The following is a 20,057-nucleotide window of genomic DNA, read 5'->3' as shown; positions in this document are numbered from 1 at the left end:
CCGGGCCGTCAGAGCACCGGCTTGATCCGGACCGAGCCGGCGCCGCCGGTGATGAGCTGAACCGAACCGAGGCCCAGCGTGTCCAGGCCATCGCCGATGCCGACGGAACCGAGACCGATGCCGACACCGTCATCGGTGATCTGATCCGCGGTCGCCGAGGCCGGGCTCGCGGGCTGCAAAAGGATGCCGTCGGCGGCGGCGTCGGCGTTCGGCGCACCGGCGAGGCTGCCGCAGGGCCTGCTTCCCGCAGGGGCGTGACCGGACCGATCGGTTACCGTAGAGCCGATCGGTAGTCGAGGAGGAACGGGCAGCGCGTGGCAATGGGAAGTCGACACGTCGCGCTGCTCGATGCCGGGGCCGGGCGATCGGCGGTGCTCGCCGACGAACTCATGACCATCGGTTGCCGATCGATGCGGGAATCGAGCTGCATTGTGCTACTTGAACTCTCGGCGCTCACGGCGACATATACTGAATACTTGGAGCCGGGAGCCGGGAGCCGGGAGCCGGGAGCCGGGAGCCGGGAGCCGGCGAGTTGCCCGAGGGACCGCGTGTCCACGATGATCCCGCCTGGGAGACGTTCTCCGAGACCGAATATGTCATCCTGGCCGTCGCCCGCACCCTGACCTCTGCCTACCGTCTGCTGGAAGCCGTCGAGTGGTTCCGCGACGATTTCCGGATCCGGCTCGTCTTCACCGTCGACGCCACGTCGGCCTTCAGCGCCGGTGTCCACGATCTGCTCCGCGCATCGGGCGTACGCCTGATCGCGTGGGATCGGGTGCGGCAACGCGCTTTCCGGTATCACCTGGCGCTGAGCGCCAGCGAGAACATCGATTTCGACGCGATCGACGCGCACACGGTGCTACTGCCGCACGGACTCGGGTTCAACAAGCTCGTGCCCAGCGCGACCGGGCCCGCGCTGCGATTGGCCGGACTGCCTCCGCTGCATGTCCTGCGCGCCGGCCGGGTGACGGTCACGCTCTCGCATCCCGAGCAGCGCGAACAGCTCCTCGCGGTCAGCCCTGAGGCCGCGGACCGCACCGAGACCGTCGGCGACCCGACCTTCGATCGGCTGCAGGCCAGCCGAGCGTTGCGCGACCGCTACCGGGAGGCCCTCGGTACGGGCGACCGGACCTTGGTGACCGTGGCCTCCACTTGGGGCCGGCAGTCGGTGATCGGCCGCTGGCATGGCTTGCCGGTGCAACTGCTCGGTGCGCTCGACGCCGACTCGTACCAGGTGGTCCTCGTTCTGCACCCGAATGTGTGGGCGTACTACGGCGCTTTCCAGATCACGGTCTGGCTGTCGTCCGCCCTCGACGCCGGACTGATCCTGATGCCGCCGGAGTCCGGCTGGCATGCCGCCCTGATCGCGGCCGATCAGGTCATCTCCGATCATGGATCGCTGGGGCTGTTCGCCGCGTCCTTGGACCGGCCGCTGCTGATGACCGGCCGCGCACCGGAAACCGTTCCGGGCACACCCACCGACGAGCTGGCGAATTGCGTTCCGGTACTGCGTCCCGGCGGTGACCTGCGCAAGCAACTCGAGGCGGCCCGGGAGCAATACCGGGCCGGGCAATACGCGCATATCACCGAGCGGGTCTTCGCTCATGTCGGTGACGCGACGCGCAATGTCCAGCATCTGATCTATCGCACACTCGGATTGACGCCGCTCGAACATCCACGCCTGCTGACCCGCATTCCGATCCCGCACTGCCGTGCTCGATCGATCACGTCCCATGTCGTCCGCGTCACCGCGATATCGGGCCCGGCACTGACCCTGGAACGCATCCCGGCCGCGGTATGGCATTACGCCGATGGCGACGAATGCCACGAAACCCATGTGGTCGCCGACGAATCCGAGTCGGATCCCAAGATCATCGAACGCGCCGCGGCCGTGACCCGCGCGACGGTGCAGGATTCGCCGAAGGCCCACCGCTGGGCTCGGTCGATGCTGTCCACCTATCCCGGCGCCCGGCTCGCCGTCGCGGCAATACCGCAGGGCTATCTGGCGGTCGTCCGCGACGGTGCGACGGTGCATGCCGTCACCGAATCCGAAAACCCCAGGGAAATACAGCTTCTCGCCTCGGCGATGTACTACCGCCTGATCGATCGATCACTACCGGACCGGCTCAGTATTCACGCCGGATCCAGCACGGTCGATGTCACCTTCACCACGGCGGAGTGAGACGACTCTGCCAGGCGGTGAGCTCGTCGAGCCGGTCGCTGCCCAGATCTCGGTGCAGCCGCAGCATGCTCGCCAGCGAGACGCGCATGGCCTCCTGGTCTCCGATTCGCTCGGCGAGATGGAACAGCTGCTCGTGCGCGGCCGCCTCGTAGAATGCGTCGCCGCTGGCGGCCAGCACATCGATTGCGTCGCAGTACATCACCCGCGCCTGTTCGGGCGCTCCGAGTTCATCGAGTATCCGGCCCAGTTCGGTCAGGGCGCGTCCCGCCATCCGGGGGTCCGGCTCCGGGAGCGCCCGGATCAGGGCCAGCGCCATCCGCATCGTCTGCTCGGCCTGATCGCGATTGCCCGCGCGCCACTGGGCCTGGGCGAGGAAGTAGCTCACGAAAGCGATTCCCCTGGAATCGTTCTCGCCGCCGAACAAGGCGATCGAACGTTCATATGCCTCGGCGGCACGGTCCGGTTCCGTCGCGTCACGATAGCGGCCGACGAACTCCCATACCGACGCCAGCAGGCGCCCATCGCCCGAGGTCTCCGCCAGCGGTAGCGCCTGGATCAGCAATTCCTCGCGAGCACGATCGGGATTGCCCAATTCGATCCAGGCCCGGGAGACGAAGCTGCGCAATCGCGCTTCGGCCCGGCGGTCACCGGCGGCGTGCGCCGACGCCGCGCCGATCTCACTCGACACCGTCCAATCCACGTAGTAGCGCCTGGTCACATACAGCGCGCTGAGTGCCTCGGCGAGCTGCCAGGCCCATTCGTGCCAGCCCTGGGCCGCGGCGGCACGCTGCACCGCCAGCAGATTCATCCGCTCGGCGTCGAGCCAGTCCAGCCCACGACGGCGGTCCTCGCCGCCGGTGAACGGCGACCGGTAGCCCTGTGTCACGCCGGCGGGCGTGCATCGAAAACGATTGGTGCCCAACGCCGCCAGGTCCGCGAACGCCGCCCGGACCACCAGGTGGTGGAATACCGCCCGCAAGGCGTCCTCGCGAATTCGCTCCGAATCCACTCGCTCCGACAGCTGCGCGGCATGCCGGCGCAACAGCGCGTGCAGCGACAATCGTTGCGCCGAGTCCTCCATCAGCAGACCGGCTTCGATCAGGGCGCCGATCGCATTGCCGGTGGTCACAGCGTCGCGCGCGAGCAAGGCGGCGGCGGTATCGGCGGTCAGATCGCGCCCGGGAAACAGGCCCAGCAGACGGTAGAAGCGTGCCGAATCCTCGTCCAGCCCCGCATAAGCCTCGGAGAACACCGCGGACACCGCCTCCCAGCCCGCCGCCGTGAACGGCGCCGGTCCGCTGTCGTCGGCATTGATCGCCGCCACAACGGATTCGATGCGCAATCCCGGCCGGGCCACCAGCTTGGCCGCCGCTACCCGCAGGGCCACCGGCAGCCCGGCACACTGGCGGACCAGCTCGGCCACCGCGGCAGGTTCCTCCCGGACCCGCGCACCGACGAGTTCGGCGAGCATATGCGCCCCGGCCGCACCGTCCAGCGGCGCCAGCCGGCGCGCCTCCGCGCCGTCGAGTACCAGTTCGCTGAGCTGACTGTTGCTGGTCACCAATACCGCACTCGCCGGACTGATGGGCAGGAACGGCAGGACTTGAGCCGCGTCGGTGACATCCTCGAGCACGATCAGCACCGATTTCCGGGCGGTGAGACTGCGCAGCCGATTGGCCCGCTCGGCCAGGCTTGCCGGAATCGCGTCTTTCGACACCCCCAACGCCAGCAGACACGCCCCTACGGCATCCGATACCGACATGCGCTCACCCTGCATCGGGCCGAATTCGATACACAGATCACCGTCGGCGAATGTGCTTGCCGCCCTGGCCTGCTCGACGCACCGCCGCACGAACGCCGTCTTGCCGACACCGGGCAGCCCAGCACACACCCCGACCCGGGCGCCGCCACCGCCACTCCCCGACCAGAATCCGGCCATCCACTCGAAGTCCGCCTGCCGATTGACGAATACCCGCGGTCCCAGCGGAACCTCGTGCGGCACCATCATGCAAGATCCTCCCACACCACGACCGCGACCACCGGCGAGCTCCGATGCTTCGATGGGAACGACATTATCGTGTCGGCCGCGACGCCTCCCTCCCAACCGGTACCGGACACCACGCGCAGCCAACCCACCTGGCCCGCAACGGGAGTCGAGCCGGCGTCGGCCAGGACCGCCGACGAGCGGAATACGTCCGGTCAGGACAGTGAAAGCTATTTGAAACTCCGCGCGGGGACAGTGGCAGTACTCGCGCGAGATCCGCACGGGGACAAGAGGAGGAGCAGGAGATGCGAGATATCGACCGGCCTTATCAGCGGCCGACAATCATCGAGATCGGTGACTTCCGGGTGGAGACCTGTGGCGGCCCGAGAGGTTACTACCTCGACGGCTGGCCGGCCTTCTACTACGGATAAGCCGACGCGATGACGAGCACCCGCGCCGGCGGCACCGCGACAGGTTTCGTCGCGCTGCCCGATTGCGCTCTGCCACAACACGTTGCGACGCACGCTGATCGGCTCCCGACGATCGTCCGGCACAGTTCCGGGCGACCGTGGCTGGTCGGGGCGGCACCGGCCGATCGAGTGAGCATCCGCTGCGACGATCCGGCGCGGGTGGTGGTGCTCGGGGCTGCCCCGGGCACCACGCACGCGGGGGACCCGCTCGCCCCGCCCGCTGATTGTTTCCTGGGGTCCTCGGCCGAGGGCCGTACCCGGTTACTCGGCTCGGCGTCCGGGCTGCAACGACTGTTCCACGCGCGCGTCCAGGGCGTCACGATCGTCTCCGACCGCGCCGATATCCTGGCCGGATTCCTCGGCGCCGAACTCGATGACGCGTGGCTCGCCACCGGGTTGATCGGGCCGTTGCCGCCGCATCCACTGGATCAGCTCGTGCCGTGGCGCGGCGTCACCGCGGTCGCGGCCGGTGACGCGATCACACTCACGCCCGACGGTCGTCACCGCATCGATCGATGGTGGCATCCGCCCACATCGGACCGGCACCTCCCCGCGGGCGCCGAGCTCGTGCGCACGGCACTGGAAAGCGCTGTGGCCCAGCGTCTGCACGCAACCGGAGGGATGCCGATCGGTGCGGATTTCTCGGGCGGGATGGATTCGACCTCGCTGACGTTTCTCGCCGCGCGAGGCGATATCCCGGTCGTCGCGCTGACCGTCCGTCACATCGACCCGGCCAGCGACGACGCCTACTGGGCGGACCGGGCGGCACGGCACCTGCCGCGTGTCGAGCGAACCGTTCTCGACGAGGCCGCCCTGCCTACGTTCTTCAGCGGTATCGGCGCTGCCCGAGCCGATGCCCCGGCCGCGACCTCGCGCGGGAGTGCGGTGTTCCGTGCGTGCGCCGACCACTACCGCGCGCATGCGGCGACGAGGTATCTCGCCGGGCACGGCGGCGACGAACTGTTCAGCACGACAACGGGTTACGTGCACGATCTGGCGCGGTCCCGGCCGGTCGAGGCGTTCCGTCAGATCCGAGCGCTGCGCGCGCGACGCGGCTGGCGCCGCGCCGAGATCGCACGCTCGCTGGCCGACCGGCAGAGTTACGGTGAATGGCTTGCCGCGGCGGCGGATCGGCTCGAACGCGGCGACAGCAAGGATCCGAACCCGTTCGGCTGGGGTCCTCCGCTCGAACTCGCACCATGGGCGACGCCCGACGGGGCGGCTGCCGCGGCTGCCCTGCTGCGGTCCCGCGCACAGTCGGCGCAACCGCTCGCACCGCACCGGGGCATTCACGAAGCGCTCCAGCAGATCCGGAGCGGCGCGGCACTGTATCGGCTGATCCGGCAGGAGTTCAGCGAGCCGCGGATCGAGCTGCCGTTCCTCGACGACCCGGTGATCGACGCCGCGCTCGCTGTCCGCGCCGTCGAGCGCTATGACGCTTACGAATACAAGCCGCTGCTCGCCGCGGCCATGCGTGATGTGGTGCCCGACGAGATTCTGGCGCGGCGCACGAAGGCGGACACCGGTCCGGCGTGGTTTCGCGGGCTCGCGGCGCAGCGGGCCGCATTGCTGGAGCGCGCCGACGCCTCCCCGCTCGCCGCCGCGGGACTGGTGGACCGTGCGCGGTTGCGCGCCGCGATCGAAGCGCCCGCACTGCGATTCGCTGCCCACTTGGAACGAACACTCGATTACGACGCGTGGCTGACGACCCGCGCCGGAAAGGATCCGACATGAGATTCACACTCGCCCCGCATATCACCGTGACGCGGACCGAGTCCGGAATGGTGCTGCTCGACACCGACGCCGGACGATTGTTCGAACTCAACGACACCGCGGCGGTCATCGTGGAAATGCTCGCCGGAGGTGCGAGCACGAACGAGGTCCGGCAGCAGCTGGCGGCCCGGGCAGGCCAGGAACGGTCCGGACGCGATGTCGCGGAATTCGTGACGATGCTCGTCGAACGTGGTCTGGTACAAGCACAATGAGCCACCCGGCGACCTTGGCAATCAGACCGCCGGCGCGCCTGCGGGACCGGCCCGCGGTAGCGCTGGCACTCGCGGCGGCGTGGCTGCTGTCCCGCCGATCACCCGCCGATATGCGGACCTTTCTCCGCGCGATCCGGCGCGGTTCCCGACCGGCGACCTACGATCAAGCACACCGCGCCCGCGACGCCATCCTCGCGGTCAGCCTGCACTGCCGCAGCGATCGAGGCTGCCTCGAGCGCTCGATCGCCACCGTGCTGCTCTGCCGCCTCCGCGGCACCGTCCCTACTTGGTGCGTCGGAGTCAGAACCCAGCCCTTCGCCGCGCATGCCTGGGTCGAGGCCGACGGGACCCCGGTCGATGAACCACATCCGCGCGGTTACTACCGCCCGCTGATCACCGTCGCACCCATCGATCGCGTTGTAAGTCCTTTGTAATCTCCACCCCGCAGGGTGAGCGCGTCACACCTCGCGACCGAACATTCGAGGAGAAACCTTGTCCCGGACCAGTGGCGTCTGCCTTGCCCTGCTCGCCCTCACAATCACGCTCAGCGCGTGCGGTTCCAGCACGACGACGGCGGGTAACGGCACCTCGACCGCGCCGAGCGCCACCGCCCCGGCCAGCTCCACGGTGACGACACCGGCTGCAGCGCAAACGAATACGACCGGTGACGCCTGCACCGAAGTACAGTACGAGATCGATCTGGCGCACTCGCTGCAGCAAGGCCGGGAACCCAGCGACCCACAGGCCGCGATTCAGCGGTTGAGCGCCTTCCGGCGCTCGGCGCCCACCGAGATCATCGCCAACTTCGCCCAGGGCGAGGCCGCTATCGTCGGTCATCTGCAGCACCTCGGGCAGGACCAGATCAACACACCCGCCACCGACGCCATCCTCGGCAAACTCAGCCAATGGAAGAGCAGCCACTGCTGAAACAACCGCCACGCTGCGTGGTCGATCAGCCGACGACCGGGTGAATCTGCAAGCGGCAGGGCTGGATCTGCTCCGGCATCCACTGGGTATCCGTGGTGTTCGGCGGCGTGGTCCAGAAACCCGGGTCGGTGACGCAGCTGTTGCCGCTGGTGTCGACGGCCATCCATTCGACATCGGCCCGAGCCGGATGGTCGGGGGTCACCATGACGGTGTACAGGGAGTTCTGGCCGTCCGGCAGGCCGCCAAGATATCCGCGTAGCGTCCGCTCGGCCGGTACGCGACCGCCGGTGTCGAGACCCGGATAGCCGTACAGGGTGCACGGTCCCGCACCCGGTGCGAGGTTGTAGGTCAGCCGGATGCCGCGATGCTGCGACCCCGGGCTCAGTTCACTGATGGATGTTGCCAATTGCCCGTTCACACAGGGTTGGTCCCCCCGGTCACGGTGCGCGATGGCCGGGACGGGAGCCGCGCTCGCCGTCGCCGTGAACTCCGCCGCCCCCACCGCCGCGATACTCGCCAGCGCGAATCCCATGCGAATCAACGTGTGCCTCATGACATCCCACAGTAGAAAAGCAGCCACCACCCGACCACGAACCCTAGGGGTGATCCCTCGAACCCTCCGGGTGATCACATCCACCCACCCCGGAGCGATAGTTGGATCGGGGCCGTTGAATGCGACTGGAGGGGAGCGGCATGAGCAACATCGAAGCGACCGGCTCGGCAGCGAGCAGCGCGGTAGCGGAGGCATCCGAGCTGGAGATCTCGGTGCTGGGCACTGTCCGGATCCAGGCGGGCCGAGCCGAGGTCACGGGGGGACATCCACTCGAACGGGCCCTGCTGGTCCGGCTCGCCTTGGCGGACGGATATCCGGTGCCGGACCGGCGGCTGGCCGAGGATCTGTGGGGCGACGTCGACCTGAACCCGCCCATCCAGCGGATGCGAGTGGTGGTATCGCGGCTGCGATCCGCCCTGGGCGTCCATGGCGGCTCGATACTGCGCACACCGGCCGGATATCGCACCACCGCGCGCATCGTCGACGTACCGGCGGCCGAGGCCGCGGCGCAGCGCATGCACGCCGCACGGCGCGACGGTCACAGCGAAGCGGCGGTCGAAGCGGCCGAGGAAGCCTTGCGGCTGTGGCGGGGGCCCGCGCTGGCGGATCTGGCGGCGATGCCATTCGCCCGGGCGGAGGCGGACCGGCTCGAGGAATGGCGGCTGAGCATCCTCGCCGCGCGTTTCGAAGCCGCATTGCAGCTGGATTCCAGCGCGGACGTGCTGCCACACCTGACCACCACCGCCACCCAGAATCCGCTGCACGAGCCGCTTTCGCGCGCGTATGCCCTCGCCCTGTACCGCTGCGGCCGGCAGACCGACGCGCTCATGGCCCTGCGACGACTGCGAGATGGACTCGCCGCGGAGTACGGCGTCGATCCCTCCCCCGAGACCGCCCAACTCGAACTCGCCATCCTGCGGCACGATCCCGCCCTCCAGCACAGATCCGGCGCGACTGCGGTTGCCGCGCACCATGATTCACTCCGAGCGCTCGACGATGCCTTCAGGCTGATGACCGCACTCGCACATACCGGACCGGCGGATGCCGACCGACTGGCAGCCGAATCCGATCTCAGCGCAGCCGTTGTCGACCGCGCACTCGGACACCTCATCCAACTGGGTGCGGTACAAATCCAAGGCACCCGATACACCCTGGGCCCCACACTGTTCCAGCCGACGCCGAAACCGGGCCTCCACACCGCTACCGCCGACCTCCGCTCCGCGCTGCCCCGTACCTAGGAATCGACATCGGTCCTGCGGATATAGGCAGGGGCTTTCGGCCGCATCGATCTCTGCGCTGGATCCAGGCGATCCGCGGCGCATTGAATGGCGGTCAGGGGCGAGGCACGCGGGCTACTGCCGCCGGGCCTCGCCCGCAGAGTCGGGCCGATGGCCCTCCGACAGAAATCCCGAGGAACTGATGAGCGCACCCGAGCCCGGCCATAACATCTTGCCGCACAACGGATCGCCCGCCGAGCAAGTACTCGCCGACCTGGCCGAGCTGCACACGATGGACGACCCGGACGCCGACCGGCCCGGGATGGTCAATATGTACGACACGGGGCTGGCGACGGTCGAACGGCTCACGACCGCCGCGTTCGGAATGTACCTGCATGTGAACCCGCTGTACTCCACGACGTTTCCGAGCGTGTACGTGATGGAGCGCGAGGTGGTGCGCGCGGCCACCGATCTGCTGCACGGGGGTGACGCCGCCACCGGAAGCTGGACCAGCGGGGGCAGCGAAAGTTGCCTGCTGGCGGTCAAAGCCGCCCGTGACGGTCGGCCCGAGGTGACGAATCCCCGGATGGTCCTGCCCATTTCGGCCCACGCCGCCTGGTGGAAGGGCGCCAAGTATCTGGGCGTCGAGACCGTGGTGACGCCCATCGACCCGCAGACCTTCCGCGCGCAGGTCGACGCGATTCGCGATGCCATCGATGAGAACACCGTGCTGGTGGTGCTCTCGGCTCCGCAATACGGCCACGGCGTCATCGACCCCATCGCCGAGATCGCGACGCTGTGCCTGGAAAAGGGTGTGCGCCTGCATGTCGACGCCTGCATCGGCGGCTGGGTGCTGCCCTTCATGGAGCAGTTGGGACACCCGGTGGCGCCGTGGGACTTCCGGGTCCCGGGCGTCAGCTCGATCTCGGTGGACCTGCAGAAATACGGGTACACCACCAAAGGGTGCTCGCTGGTGCTGTACCGCGATCGGGAATTGCGGCGGCCGCAGTACTTCGTGCACGCGGGCTGGACCGGATACCCGATCGCCAATTCCACGGTGCAGAGCTCCAAGCCCGGTGGCCTGCTCGCCGCGGGCTGGGCGGTCCTCCGTCATCTCGGCACGGACGGCTATCTGCGCCTGGTCGAGGAAACGCTCGAACTCACCCGGCAGCTCATCGACGGTGTCGCCGGCATTCCCGGACTCACGGTGCTCGGCCGGCCGGAGTCGTCGCTGATCGCGGTGACCACCGAGGGTGTCGACTTCTTCGTCTTCCTGGACGAATTGGGGCGTCGCGGCTGGGCAATGCAGCCGCAGTTGTCGCAGCCGGGCATTCCACCGAGCATCCACTTCACCATGGCCGCAGGTCATCGCAAGTATCTGCCGTCGCTGCTCGAGGTGCTGCGCGACGCCGTCGAGGCCGCCCGGACGCGCAAGCCGCTGCTGGATCCCGAGCGGGTCGAGATATTGCGCGCGCTGCCGGCGGACACCGCACCCGAACAGCTGAATACGCTGGTCGAAGACAGCATGGCCCCCGGCAGCGGCATCGCGGCGCTGCATCTGGTCGTCGACAGCCTGCCCCTGCCGCTCCGCGAGGCCGCCATCCTCTCGTACCACGAGGGGCTCACCGCACACCCGGCGAACCGATAACCGAAGGATTGTCCCGTGACCACTTCGAATTCCGACGCTCCCACCTCGGTCGGCAAGACCTCGATCATCGGGCTCGACGCGGCCGAACTATCGGCCGCGATCCACGAGCGCCGAGTGTCGTGCGTGGAAGTGATGAATGCCTATCTCGACCATATCGAGGTGGTGAATCCGTCGGTCAACGCCATTGTCGCGCTGCGGCCCCGCGCGGAGCTGCTCCACGAAGCCGCAGCGAAGGACAGCCTCCTGGCGGGAGGCCGGGACCTGGGGTGGATGCACGGCTTTCCGCAGGCCATCAAGGACCTCTCCGACGCGACCGGGTTCAAGACGACCCGGGGCTTCTTCCGAGGTGACTTCGATATCCCTGCCGCACAGACCGATTCGCTGCATGTCGCGCGCATGCGTGCCGCCGGATCCATCATCATCGGCAAAACGAACGTGCCCCAATTCGGATTGGGTTCGCACACCTACAACGACGTATTCGGGGCCACGCGCAATTCCTATGACCAGACGCGGTCGGCCGGCGGCAGCAGTGGCGGCGCGGCGGTAGCGGTGGCGCTGCATATGCTCCCGGTGGCCGACGGCAGCGACTTCATGGGCTCCTTGCGGAATCCGGCCGCCTGGAACAACATTCTCGGACTGCGGCCCTCCTTCGGACGCGTGCCGATGGAAGGCATGGACGTTTTCGTGCAGCAGTGCGGGACTCCGGGGCCGTTGGCGCGCACCGCGACCGACCTCGCCCTGTTATTGCGGACCATGGCGGGACACGACCCGGGCGTTCCCCTGTCCATCGAGTCGGACGGCGGATTGTCGGACGGCCTCGACCGCGACTTCACCGGCGCGCGGGTCGCATGGATGGGTGATCTGGGCGGCTATCTGCCCATGGAGCCCGAGGTGCTCGAGCTCTGCACAACCGCCCTGGCAGTCTTCGAATCCCTGGGTATGCCAGTGGAATCGGTCCCCGGCCTGCCGAAGGCGAACGGGTTCAACGGGAATGAGGACCTCTGGCCGCTGTGGCTGACCATCCGGCACTGGCTGGCCGGCTCGCAGCTGTATCCGCTGTACGAGTATCCGGTCACGCGGGCGGCGCTCAAGCCCGAAGCGCTCTACGAAGTGGAGGGGCTCCTCAATGGCGTCGACGGGCACGCGCCCATCACCGCATTGCAGGCCTTCGCGGCGTCGGTCAAACGCACCGCGATGTACAACGCGTTCCTGACCCTGTTCGACTCCTACGACTTCATCGCGCTACCGAGCGTTCAGGTGTCCCCGTTCGATGTCGACACGGAGTGGCCCGCAACGATCAACGGCACGACCATGTCGTCCTACCACCGGTGGATGGAGGTCGCCACCATCGCGACCCTGCTCGGCGTGCCCGCCATCAGCCTGCCAGCCGGATTCGACACGGCCGGGCTCCCGACCGGCATCCAAGTCCTGGCCCGCAGCCACGCGGACCTCGAACTGCTACAGCTCGCGCACGGCTGGGAGCGGCATGCGCCGTCGGGCGGCGCAATCTGCCCGCCCTTGGTGCGCCACACCCCCGGGCACTGACAGCTGGGGCAGGATCGAGTGCAGGCGTTCGGTGTGGTCGGGACCGAACGCGAAGCCACACCAGAAGTTCGGAGCATCGAGGGCTGAAGTAGGGAGGGCCATGGAGATCCGGCACGCTGAGCATTTCCTCGCGGTGGTGGACAACGACGGCCTCACCCGCGCCGCCTCGGCCCTCTATATCTCGCAGTCGTCGTTGTCACTGTCCATCCGCGCACTCGAAAGAGAGCTCGGCACCACCCTGTTCATCCGGACGGGCCGACGACTGGTGCTGTCGGAGGCGGGCGCCGGGCTGGTTCCGATGGCCCGCAGACTGCTCGCAGGCGCCGCGGACGCGCAGCGGGCAGTCCACGAAGTGCGGGAATTGCGGCGCGGCGGACTGACGATCGCCGTCGATTCGGAGTTGTTCGAGGATCCGGTCGCCGCCATCATCGGGCGCTTCCGGCGGGCGCATCCGGCGGTCGTGATCGAAGTGGTCGACCCGGCGCTCTCGGCGGCGCCGTTCCGCCTGCTGCAGAGCGGGCAATGCGAGGTCGAATTCGCCACCACCCCGGCGACGGGTTCGGTGCTGCACTGCGCCGACCTCGGCAGGCAACGGCTCACACTCGTCGCGGCGGCGGGAATGGCACTGCCGGAAGGGAATCCGGTGCCGATCGGTGAACTTGCCGGGGTGCCCTTGATACTGCCACCGAGTTCCACGCCGTATCGGGAACGGATTACGACGGCCTTCGCGGCAGCGCACATTCGCCCGCACGTCATAGCGGAATGCGGTCCCGGCGAGTTGATCCGGCCGCTGGTGCGCAGCGGCACCGGGGCGTCGATCATGCCGCCGGCACTCGCGGCCGCCGCGGCGGCGGAGGGTATGCAGGTGCGTTCGACGCAGCCGGCGATCGAACGCGGCGTGTTCCTGGTGCACCGCGCGGGCGCGGTGTCGGCCGCGCTCGCCGCACTGCTCGAGATCGTCAGTTCGATGTATGGGCCAGCGCGAGGTCGATGAATCGCGCAGCGGCCGGGGACAATACGTCCACACGATGCACGAATCCGTAGTCACGGACGATAGGCGGCGTCAGTTCGCGAATGACCGCACCCCTCGATTGCGCGACACGCGCGTAATGCTCCGAGGCGAGGGCGGCGCCGGAACCCTCCAGCACCAAGGCGATCTGGGCTTCGCGATGAGCGCTCAGCACGCCCACCCGGACCTGCACGCCGGCCGCGGCGAGCGCCATCCCGACGAAGGACACCTGCGAACCACCGGTCGGCACCACCAATTGGTAGTCCGATACCGCGGACAACGGCAATGGTCCCGGGCCGACCTCGGTGTCCGGCGGGAGAATCAGCCATTCGCGAAACGATCCGGCGGCAACGACTCCCAGACCTTCGAGCGCGATGCTGGGCAGGAATACTGTTCCGATCTCACAATGTCCGTCCCGGACCAGACGGCAGACCGACTCCTCGTCATCGGCTTTCTCGACGCGGATGGGCAGGGCCGGATGCTCGGTGTGCAGTTCCGCGATCAGCGCGGCGGTGGGATCGACCGCGAGCGTCCCCCACGTGGCGATATCGAGGGAGATACTGCCGGGATCGGTGTCGAGGCGAGCGGTGCGGATCAGCCGGCGCGCGGGACCCAGGAACGCCTTACCCGCCGTGGTGAGGACCATGCCGTGGCCGAGCCGGTCGAACAATTGCAGCCCGAATTCGCGTTCGAGGTTGACGATCCCCCGGGACAGCGACGGCTGGGTGAGCCCGAGGGTGGCAGCCGCGTGGCGCACACTGCCATGGTCGGCGATCGCGAGGAAATACTCGACCTCCCTGATCTGCATAGCCGGACAGTACCCGCCGTGCACTGCCGGCCGCACGCAGCGCAGAGCTGCGTGCGGCCGACGAGATGCGCGAGCGGATCAGCTCACTTCGCAGGGGCGTTGATGGTGAGGAAGTACTGCACGGCCGCCGCGATCGCGATCGGGGCCGAGATCAGCAGGCTGCCCGCAATGGTGCCCAGCGATCCGAGGGCCAGCATTCCGCCGATGCAGCCGAGTGCCGCCGCGGGAAGAAATCCCCCGAACAGCCCGATGATCGCGGCCGAGGCCACGGCGGCCCCGGCGATGCCACCGAGTACACACCCGACGGCCGCTCCGCCGATGGCGCCGACCGCGGTGCCGATGGTGCCGCCCATCTGCATGGTGACGGCCATCCGGTTCCAGGCTGCTTGCTCTCGGTCGGCGGCGGACTTCGCGAGCGCCTGGTCGTCGGACGGCTGCGCGATCGGCCGGTAGACGGCATGTTCGCGATCGAACTCCGGTGTGAGGGTCGCGGTGCGACCGGCGATATCGGCGGCGATCGGGAACACGAAATCGTCTACGCGGAAGGACAATTCGGTGCCGGCGAGTACAGTGCCGTCGGGGGCCTTGATGGTGAAGAGGCCGTTGTCGGCCGCCATCGCCCCGCTGTCGGTCGCGATGGTCGTCGCGGTCGCACTGGTGTGGGTCGTGAAATTCACAGCGGCCGGGCCTGATTCGGGTGCGGCGCCCGCCGGTGCGGCGGCCAGCGTGAGTGCAGTCGCCATCAGCGCGCCCGTGGTTGCGATCTTGTACATATGTGCTCCTCGGGGCCGGTCGCCCCTGAACTGAGATGGCTCGAACGACCATCGCGGTCCAGTGATTAGATGCGACCCAGATCACAAAGATCCACTACAAAATCCGATGCGGGTGAAAGCCTCTGCCTATATGCGGATGCACATACACGCCTCAACAGGGCCCGCGGTGAGATCTCAAAATTAGCTACCCCAAGCAGTTCGTTGACAGCCTCTTGATTCGATGCCATCCTCGGGAATGTTCCTAGGAACATAGAAGGTATGTCCCAAGGGCAGTACATTCCGTCTTCCGAAAGCCGCATCGCATTGGATACTCGAGATCACGCCGTCGTTGTCGAATCGGCCCTCGCCCGCCTGGACCTGGACGCCAAGACCCGGCTGCTGGCCGGCCAGGACGTGTGGTCGCTGCCCGCGCTGCCCGAGATCGGCCTGGAGTCGCTGGTCATGTCGGACGGCCCGGTAGGTGTCCGCGGCCGAGCATGGAATGCCGCGGACCCGGCGCTGACGCTGCCGAGTCCCACCGCGCTCGCCGCAACCTGGGATACCCGCCTCGCCCGGCGCACCGGGCGGGTGCTGGCACAGGAGGCGCGCCGCAAGGGCGTCCACCTACTACTCGCGCCGACCGTCAACCTGCACCGATCTCCGCTGGGCGGAAGGCATTTCGAGGCGTACTCGGAGGATCCGCTACTCACCGCGCGCATCGGCGGGAGCTATGTGGCCGGTGTGCAGGACGGCGGCGTCGGCGCGACCGTGAAGCACTTCGTCGCCAATGACGCGGAGACCGAACGGTTCACCGTCGACAACCGCGTCGACGAGCGGACGCTGCGGGAGCTCTACCTCGCACCCTTCGAGGACATCATCGCCACCGCACGACCGTGGGCGATCATGTCGGCGTACAACCGGGTCAACGGCGTGACCATGACCGAACACGCCGACCTACAGATCGGCGTGCTGCGCGGGGAATGGAATTTCGACGGTGTCGCGGTCTCGGACTGGCTTGCCGCCCGTGACGCCGTCGGCGCGATCACCGGTGGCCTCGATATCGCCATGCCGGGGCCGATGACGATCTACGGGCCCGCGCTCGCGGCGGCCGTGCGCGCCGGACAGGTGGCGGAAGCCCACGTGGACAACGCTGCGCGGCGCGTGCTGCTGCTCGCCGCCCGGGCGGGTCTGCTGGCCGGCGCCGAGCCCGCGGTGCCCGAGTCCGCGCTGCCCGCACCGATCGATGGCCGCGCCCTGGCGCGTGAGATCGCCGCCCGGTCGTTCGTGCTGTTGCGCAACGAGGGCGGGGTGCTTCCGCTGGATCCGGCTCCGGGCAGCATCGCGTTGATCGGCGCGGCGGCGCGGGAGGCCCGCATTCTCGGCGGCGGTTCGGCCACCGTCTTCCCCGAACATATCGTTTCTCCGCTCGAAGGATTACGAGATGCTTTGTCCGGCAGCACATCTCTGAGCTACGAGCGGGGCGCCGATCCCGGGGACGGGCTCGGGGTCGCGGGCGCGGATTTCGTCCTGCGCACTGTCCTGCGCGATGAATCCGGCAGCATCCTGGCCGATGAACCGGCTCAGCGCGGCGGCGCGATCCGCTGGCTTGCCGACGGGCTGCCCGACGGGGCCGACTACACGAACCTCGCCTCGGTCGAAATCTCCGGTGTCTTCACCCCGCGCCGCAGCGGCGCGCACAGCTTCGGCACCAAGGGCGCGGGCGGCTTCCGCCTGATCGTCGATGGGGTCACCCTGCTCGACGAGGTCGGGAGCCCGGCGCTCGTCGACCCGATCGACGCCATTACCGGGAGGTCCGTGCCGCGCGGACAGGTCGAACTGGTGGCGGATCGGCCGGTGCGGGTCAGCCTGCTGGCATCCGCGCCCAAGCTCGAATTCGGCGCCTTGCGCGGTGTCAGTTTCGGCCTGACCCATCGTGATCCGGTGGTCGACGACGAGCAGCGGCTCGACGCGGCCGTCGCCGCCGCCGCGGCGGCGGAGGTCGCGATCGTGGTGGTGTCGACCACCGAGTTCGTGGAGAGCGAGGGCTTCGACCGCACCGACCTGCGCCTGCCCGGCCGCCAGGACGAGCTGGTCCGGCGGGTCGCGGCGGTGAATCCGCGCACCGTCGTCGTGGTGAATAGTGGTTCGCCGGTGGAAATGCCTTGGCGCACCGAGGTTTCCGCGATCCTGCTGACCTGGTTCCCGGGTCAGGAGGCCGGTGCCGCGCTGGCAGACGTCCTGCTCGGCGTGGCGGAACCGGGCGGTCGGCTGCCGACCACCTGGCCCGCGCGGCTGGCGGATGCGCCGGTCACCGAGGTGGTTCCCGACGGCGGCGTGCTCGAGTATTCCGAGGGCCCGTACATCGGCTATCGCGCGTGGCAGCGGCACGATATCGCGCCCGCCTACCCCTTCGGGCACGGCTTCGGTTACACCGAATGGGATTACGAACGGATCGAATCGACTGCCGGCACGGTCAGGGTGCGGGTGCGCAATGTCGGCGCCCGTGCCGGCCGTGAGATCGTCCAGGTGTACGCCGCCTCGGCAGCCGACGATCCGGCCCGTCCCGATCGTTGGCTGGCCGGATTCGCGACGGCCGACGCCGCACCCGGCGAAGCCGTAGACGTTTCGATCACACTGCCGGAACGCACTTTTCAGCGCTGGGACGAACACACCGGCAAGTGGGCGACGATTCCCGGGCGCTACGAATTGCACGCCGGACACCACAGCGCCGCATCCGAACTGTCCGTCACACAGCACATTTAGGAGCCTCATGCAGCTCGACTACGTGATCCTCGGCGCGCTGTCCTTCGGCCGCTACTCCGGATACGACATGCGCCGCATGATGGAGGGCGGGGGCCGCTATCTCGGTTACGGCGTACAGCTCCCGCAGATCTATCGTCGCCTCGGCGTGCTGGTCGAGCGCGGGCTGGTCGAATTCGAGGTCGATCAGCGCGCGGGCGGGCCCGACGCGAAGGTCTACTCGATGACCGAGGCCGGTCGCCAGGCGCTGCTGGAATGGGCGCGTTCACCTTTCGAGCCGTCACCCCGGCCGATGGACTCCGATTTCAAACTGCGATTCTTCTTCGCCGGACAGCTCGGCCGCGATATCGCGATCGACATCGTGCGCACCGAATTGGAATACCGGTTGCAGCATGACCGTGGTTCGGCCGAACCGCCGAACCCGCGCACCTACGACCCGCAGATCCCGGAACTCGACCCGGACTGGGCCCGCCACATCCACACCATGGCCCACGAGCAGGGCTACGCCTCCACCGCCGCCTACATCGCGTGGTTACAGCTCACGCTGGTCCGGCTGGAGTCCGGCCGCACCTGCTGATCACGCGCGCCCTCCGGGGCGTTCGCCGCACCCTCACCTACGCACCCGGGAGTTCTGTCATGCGCATCATCTACGTCGACGTCGACACCCTGCGCGCCGATCACACCACCCCCTACGGCTATCACCGCCCGACCACGCCGAACCTGCAACGGCTGGCCGACAAGTCGGTGGTCTTCGACCGCTACTACTGCTCGGACTCCCCGTGCATGCCGTCACGCACCGCGCTCACCAGCGGCCAATTCGGCATTACCAACGGCGTCATCGGGCATTTCGGCCAGGCCGCCCAGTTCCGGCTCGACGCGGGCCACGCCCCCGAGCCGGACCGCCCACTCCTCGGGCAGGCCCTGCAATTCGGCGGGTACTACACCGCGGCCGTCTCGGTCTTCGCCGAACGGCATCGCGCCTACTACTTCCACGGCAATTTCCGGGAATCCATTCGGGCGACCGCCAATTGGGGCGACGAGGACGCCGCCGACGTCAATCGCGCCGCGATCGATTGGCTCCGCCGGCACGCCGAGGAGGACAACTGGTATCTGCACCTGACCTATTGGGAGCCACACACCAACTACATCCAGCCGGTCGAATGGACCGAGCGCATGGCCGAATCCGGTCCCGTGCAAGCGTGGCCGGACGCCGGCACGATCGCCGGGCACGCCGAAATCTACGGTCCGCGTAGCGCATTGGATCTGAATTACACCGTGACGGGGTCCGGTAAGTCGCCGGTGCCGCACAATATGCCCGACGCGATCACCGGCCGGGCCGATTTCGAGCACCTCATCAACGGCTTCGACGGGTCCATCGCCTACTGGGACCACCATTTCGGCCACCTGATGGCGGCGCTCGAGGAGCTGGGCATCGCGGGCGACACGGCGGTGATCGTCAGCGCCGACCACGGAGAATCCCTGGGCGAGAACGGCTCCTACGCCGAGCACGGGCTGGCCAATGAGCCGACCCACCGGCTGCCCCTGGTGTTCTACTGGCCCGGTCTCACCGACCAGCTGCCCGACGCGGCCCGCCACAGCGACGCCCTGCTGTACAACATCGACTTCGCGCCGACCCTGTGCGAGCTGCTCGGCCTCCGCATTCCGCACGGCTGGCAGGGCGAATCGTTCGCCGCCGCGGTCCGCGGCGAAACCTTGGATTCCCGTGAGTATCTCGTCCTCGGGCACGGCGCCCACACCTACCAGCGCGCCGTGCGCACCCGCGATCACCTCTACATCCGCACCTACCATCCCGGATGCTTCCGCACCGAATGGGAGCAGCTCTACGACGTCACCGCCGATCCCTATCTGACGACCGACCTGCTCGACCGGGAACCCGAACTCGCCACCGCCATGCGCAGCAAACTCGCGCAATGGTGGCACACCTACGCCGGACGACCGGGCGCACTGCCGGATCCGATGCAGACCACCCTGCAAACCGGCCCGACCTACTACAACGATCCCGTCCGCTACGCCCGGCACCTGCGTGACACCGGCCGGGAACATCTCGCGCAGGACCTGGAGCAGCGGCTGGCGACGCTGAGCATTCCGGTCTCCTGGCAGGCCGCGGACCGCCCCCGCACCGAAGCGCTGCGCGCACGGTGGATGCAGGTGCTTTCCGAAGGCGCACAACAGCACTGATCGATCGCTGCTACCCAC

18 protein-coding genes are annotated in these 20,057 nt (G+C 68.2%); 13 read left to right on the top strand and 5 right to left on the bottom strand.

Features of this window, described 5'->3' with window-relative positions; translation table 11 throughout:
* Window positions 1-8 precede the first annotated feature (8 nt).
* Window positions 9-335, bottom strand: a complete 327-nt coding sequence (locus ACIP5Y_RS36560; RefSeq protein WP_400356997.1) for a hypothetical protein — start codon at window positions 333-335, stop codon at window positions 9-11.
* 197 nt (window positions 336-532) lie between these two features.
* On the opposite strand from ACIP5Y_RS36560, the gene ACIP5Y_RS36555 reads away from it, so the two are divergent.
* A complete protein-coding gene (locus tag ACIP5Y_RS36555) occupies window positions 533-2,182 on the top strand; it encodes a hypothetical protein (RefSeq protein WP_400356996.1) in 1,650 nt (549 codons plus the stop codon).
* Here the strand turns inward: ACIP5Y_RS36555 and ACIP5Y_RS36550 are convergent.
* The gene (locus tag ACIP5Y_RS36550; RefSeq protein ID WP_400356995.1) at window positions 2,166-4,190 is read right to left on the bottom strand and encodes a tetratricopeptide repeat protein; all 2,025 of its coding nucleotides are present in this window, start codon (window positions 4,188-4,190) and stop codon (window positions 2,166-2,168) included. The two genes, ACIP5Y_RS36555 and ACIP5Y_RS36550, sit on opposite strands and share 17 nt — an antisense overlap.
* A 281-nt stretch (window positions 4,191-4,471) precedes the next feature.
* Here ACIP5Y_RS36550 and ACIP5Y_RS36545 point away from each other — a divergent pair, with 281 nt between their 5' ends.
* The 5 genes from ACIP5Y_RS36545 to ACIP5Y_RS36525 are packed head-to-tail and all read left to right on the top strand — an operon-like array spanning window position 4,472 to window position 7,548.
* Window positions 4,472-4,597, top strand: coding sequence for a hypothetical protein (locus ACIP5Y_RS36545; protein WP_400356994.1), 126 nt, complete (start codon window positions 4,472-4,474; stop codon window positions 4,595-4,597).
* Window positions 4,598-4,606: 9 nt separating this feature from the next.
* Window positions 4,607-6,370, top strand: a complete 1,764-nt coding sequence (locus ACIP5Y_RS36540) for an asparagine synthase-related protein (protein WP_400356993.1) — start codon at window positions 4,607-4,609, stop codon at window positions 6,368-6,370.
* Window positions 6,367-6,621, top strand: coding sequence for a lasso peptide biosynthesis PqqD family chaperone (locus tag ACIP5Y_RS36535; RefSeq protein ID WP_400356992.1), 255 nt, complete (start codon window positions 6,367-6,369; stop codon window positions 6,619-6,621). The genes ACIP5Y_RS36540 and ACIP5Y_RS36535 overlap by 4 nt, the downstream gene beginning before the upstream one ends.
* A gap of 14 nt (window positions 6,622-6,635) precedes the next feature.
* Window positions 6,636-7,055, top strand: a complete 420-nt coding sequence (locus tag ACIP5Y_RS36530; RefSeq protein ID WP_400356991.1) for a lasso peptide biosynthesis B2 protein — start codon at window positions 6,636-6,638, stop codon at window positions 7,053-7,055.
* Window positions 7,056-7,113: 58 nt separating this feature from the next.
* Window positions 7,114-7,548, top strand: coding sequence for a hypothetical protein (locus tag ACIP5Y_RS36525; protein ID WP_400356990.1), 435 nt, complete (start codon window positions 7,114-7,116; stop codon window positions 7,546-7,548).
* Window positions 7,549-7,573: 25 nt separating this feature from the next.
* Here ACIP5Y_RS36525 and ACIP5Y_RS36520 read toward each other — a convergent pair whose 3' ends face one another.
* Window positions 7,574-8,101: a DUF4232 domain-containing protein gene (locus tag ACIP5Y_RS36520; protein ID WP_400356989.1), complete on the bottom strand. Its 528-nt coding sequence runs from the start codon at window positions 8,099-8,101 to the stop codon at window positions 7,574-7,576.
* Between the two features lie 140 nt (window positions 8,102-8,241).
* On the opposite strand from ACIP5Y_RS36520, the gene ACIP5Y_RS36515 reads away from it, so the two are divergent.
* The 4 genes from ACIP5Y_RS36515 to ACIP5Y_RS36500 all read left to right on the top strand — a co-directional run bounded on the left by ACIP5Y_RS36515 (window position 8,242) and on the right by ACIP5Y_RS36500 (window position 13,505).
* Window positions 8,242-9,339, top strand: a complete 1,098-nt coding sequence (locus ACIP5Y_RS36515; protein ID WP_400356988.1) for a BTAD domain-containing putative transcriptional regulator — start codon at window positions 8,242-8,244, stop codon at window positions 9,337-9,339.
* 181 nt (window positions 9,340-9,520) lie between these two features.
* Window positions 9,521-10,966 carry a pyridoxal phosphate-dependent decarboxylase family protein gene (locus tag ACIP5Y_RS36510; RefSeq protein WP_400356987.1) on the top strand — a complete coding sequence of 482 codons (1,446 nt, stop codon included), beginning with the start codon at window positions 9,521-9,523 and terminating at the stop codon, window positions 10,964-10,966.
* Window positions 10,967-10,981: 15 nt separating this feature from the next.
* Window positions 10,982-12,511 (top strand): amidase, encoded by a 1,530-nt coding sequence (locus ACIP5Y_RS36505; RefSeq protein ID WP_400356986.1) that lies wholly within the window; start codon window positions 10,982-10,984, stop codon window positions 12,509-12,511.
* Window positions 12,512-12,611: 100 nt separating this feature from the next.
* Entirely contained in the window at window positions 12,612-13,505 is an 894-nt protein-coding gene (locus tag ACIP5Y_RS36500) for a LysR family transcriptional regulator (RefSeq protein WP_400356985.1), read from the top strand.
* On the opposite strand, the gene ACIP5Y_RS36495 is transcribed toward ACIP5Y_RS36500, so the two are convergent.
* Window positions 13,471-14,328, bottom strand: coding sequence for a LysR family transcriptional regulator (locus ACIP5Y_RS36495; protein WP_400356984.1), 858 nt, complete (start codon window positions 14,326-14,328; stop codon window positions 13,471-13,473). The genes ACIP5Y_RS36500 and ACIP5Y_RS36495 overlap by 35 nt on opposite strands.
* Window positions 14,329-14,411: 83 nt before the next feature.
* Window positions 14,412-15,101, bottom strand: a complete 690-nt coding sequence (locus tag ACIP5Y_RS36490; RefSeq protein WP_400356983.1) for a hypothetical protein — start codon at window positions 15,099-15,101, stop codon at window positions 14,412-14,414.
* A gap of 258 nt (window positions 15,102-15,359) precedes the next feature.
* Between ACIP5Y_RS36490 and ACIP5Y_RS36485 the strand changes: the two genes are divergently transcribed.
* The 3 genes from ACIP5Y_RS36485 to ACIP5Y_RS36475 are packed head-to-tail and all read left to right on the top strand — an operon-like array spanning window position 15,360 to window position 20,039.
* Window positions 15,360-17,843, top strand: a complete 2,484-nt coding sequence (locus ACIP5Y_RS36485) for a beta-glucosidase (protein WP_400356982.1) — start codon at window positions 15,360-15,362, stop codon at window positions 17,841-17,843.
* Between the two features lie 7 nt (window positions 17,844-17,850).
* Window positions 17,851-18,417: a PadR family transcriptional regulator gene (locus tag ACIP5Y_RS36480; protein WP_400356981.1), complete on the top strand. Its 567-nt coding sequence runs from the start codon at window positions 17,851-17,853 to the stop codon at window positions 18,415-18,417.
* Window positions 18,418-18,476: 59 nt separating this feature from the next.
* Window positions 18,477-20,039: a sulfatase gene (locus tag ACIP5Y_RS36475; protein ID WP_400356980.1), complete on the top strand. Its 1,563-nt coding sequence runs from the start codon at window positions 18,477-18,479 to the stop codon at window positions 20,037-20,039.
* Window positions 20,040-20,057: the final 18 nt, after the last annotated feature.

This window comes from Nocardia sp. NPDC088792, from assembly GCF_044750615.1.
In the GTDB taxonomy this organism is placed as follows: Bacteria; Actinomycetota; Actinomycetes; order Mycobacteriales; family Mycobacteriaceae; genus Nocardia.
This window is presented reverse-complemented; position numbering and strand designations above follow the sequence as displayed.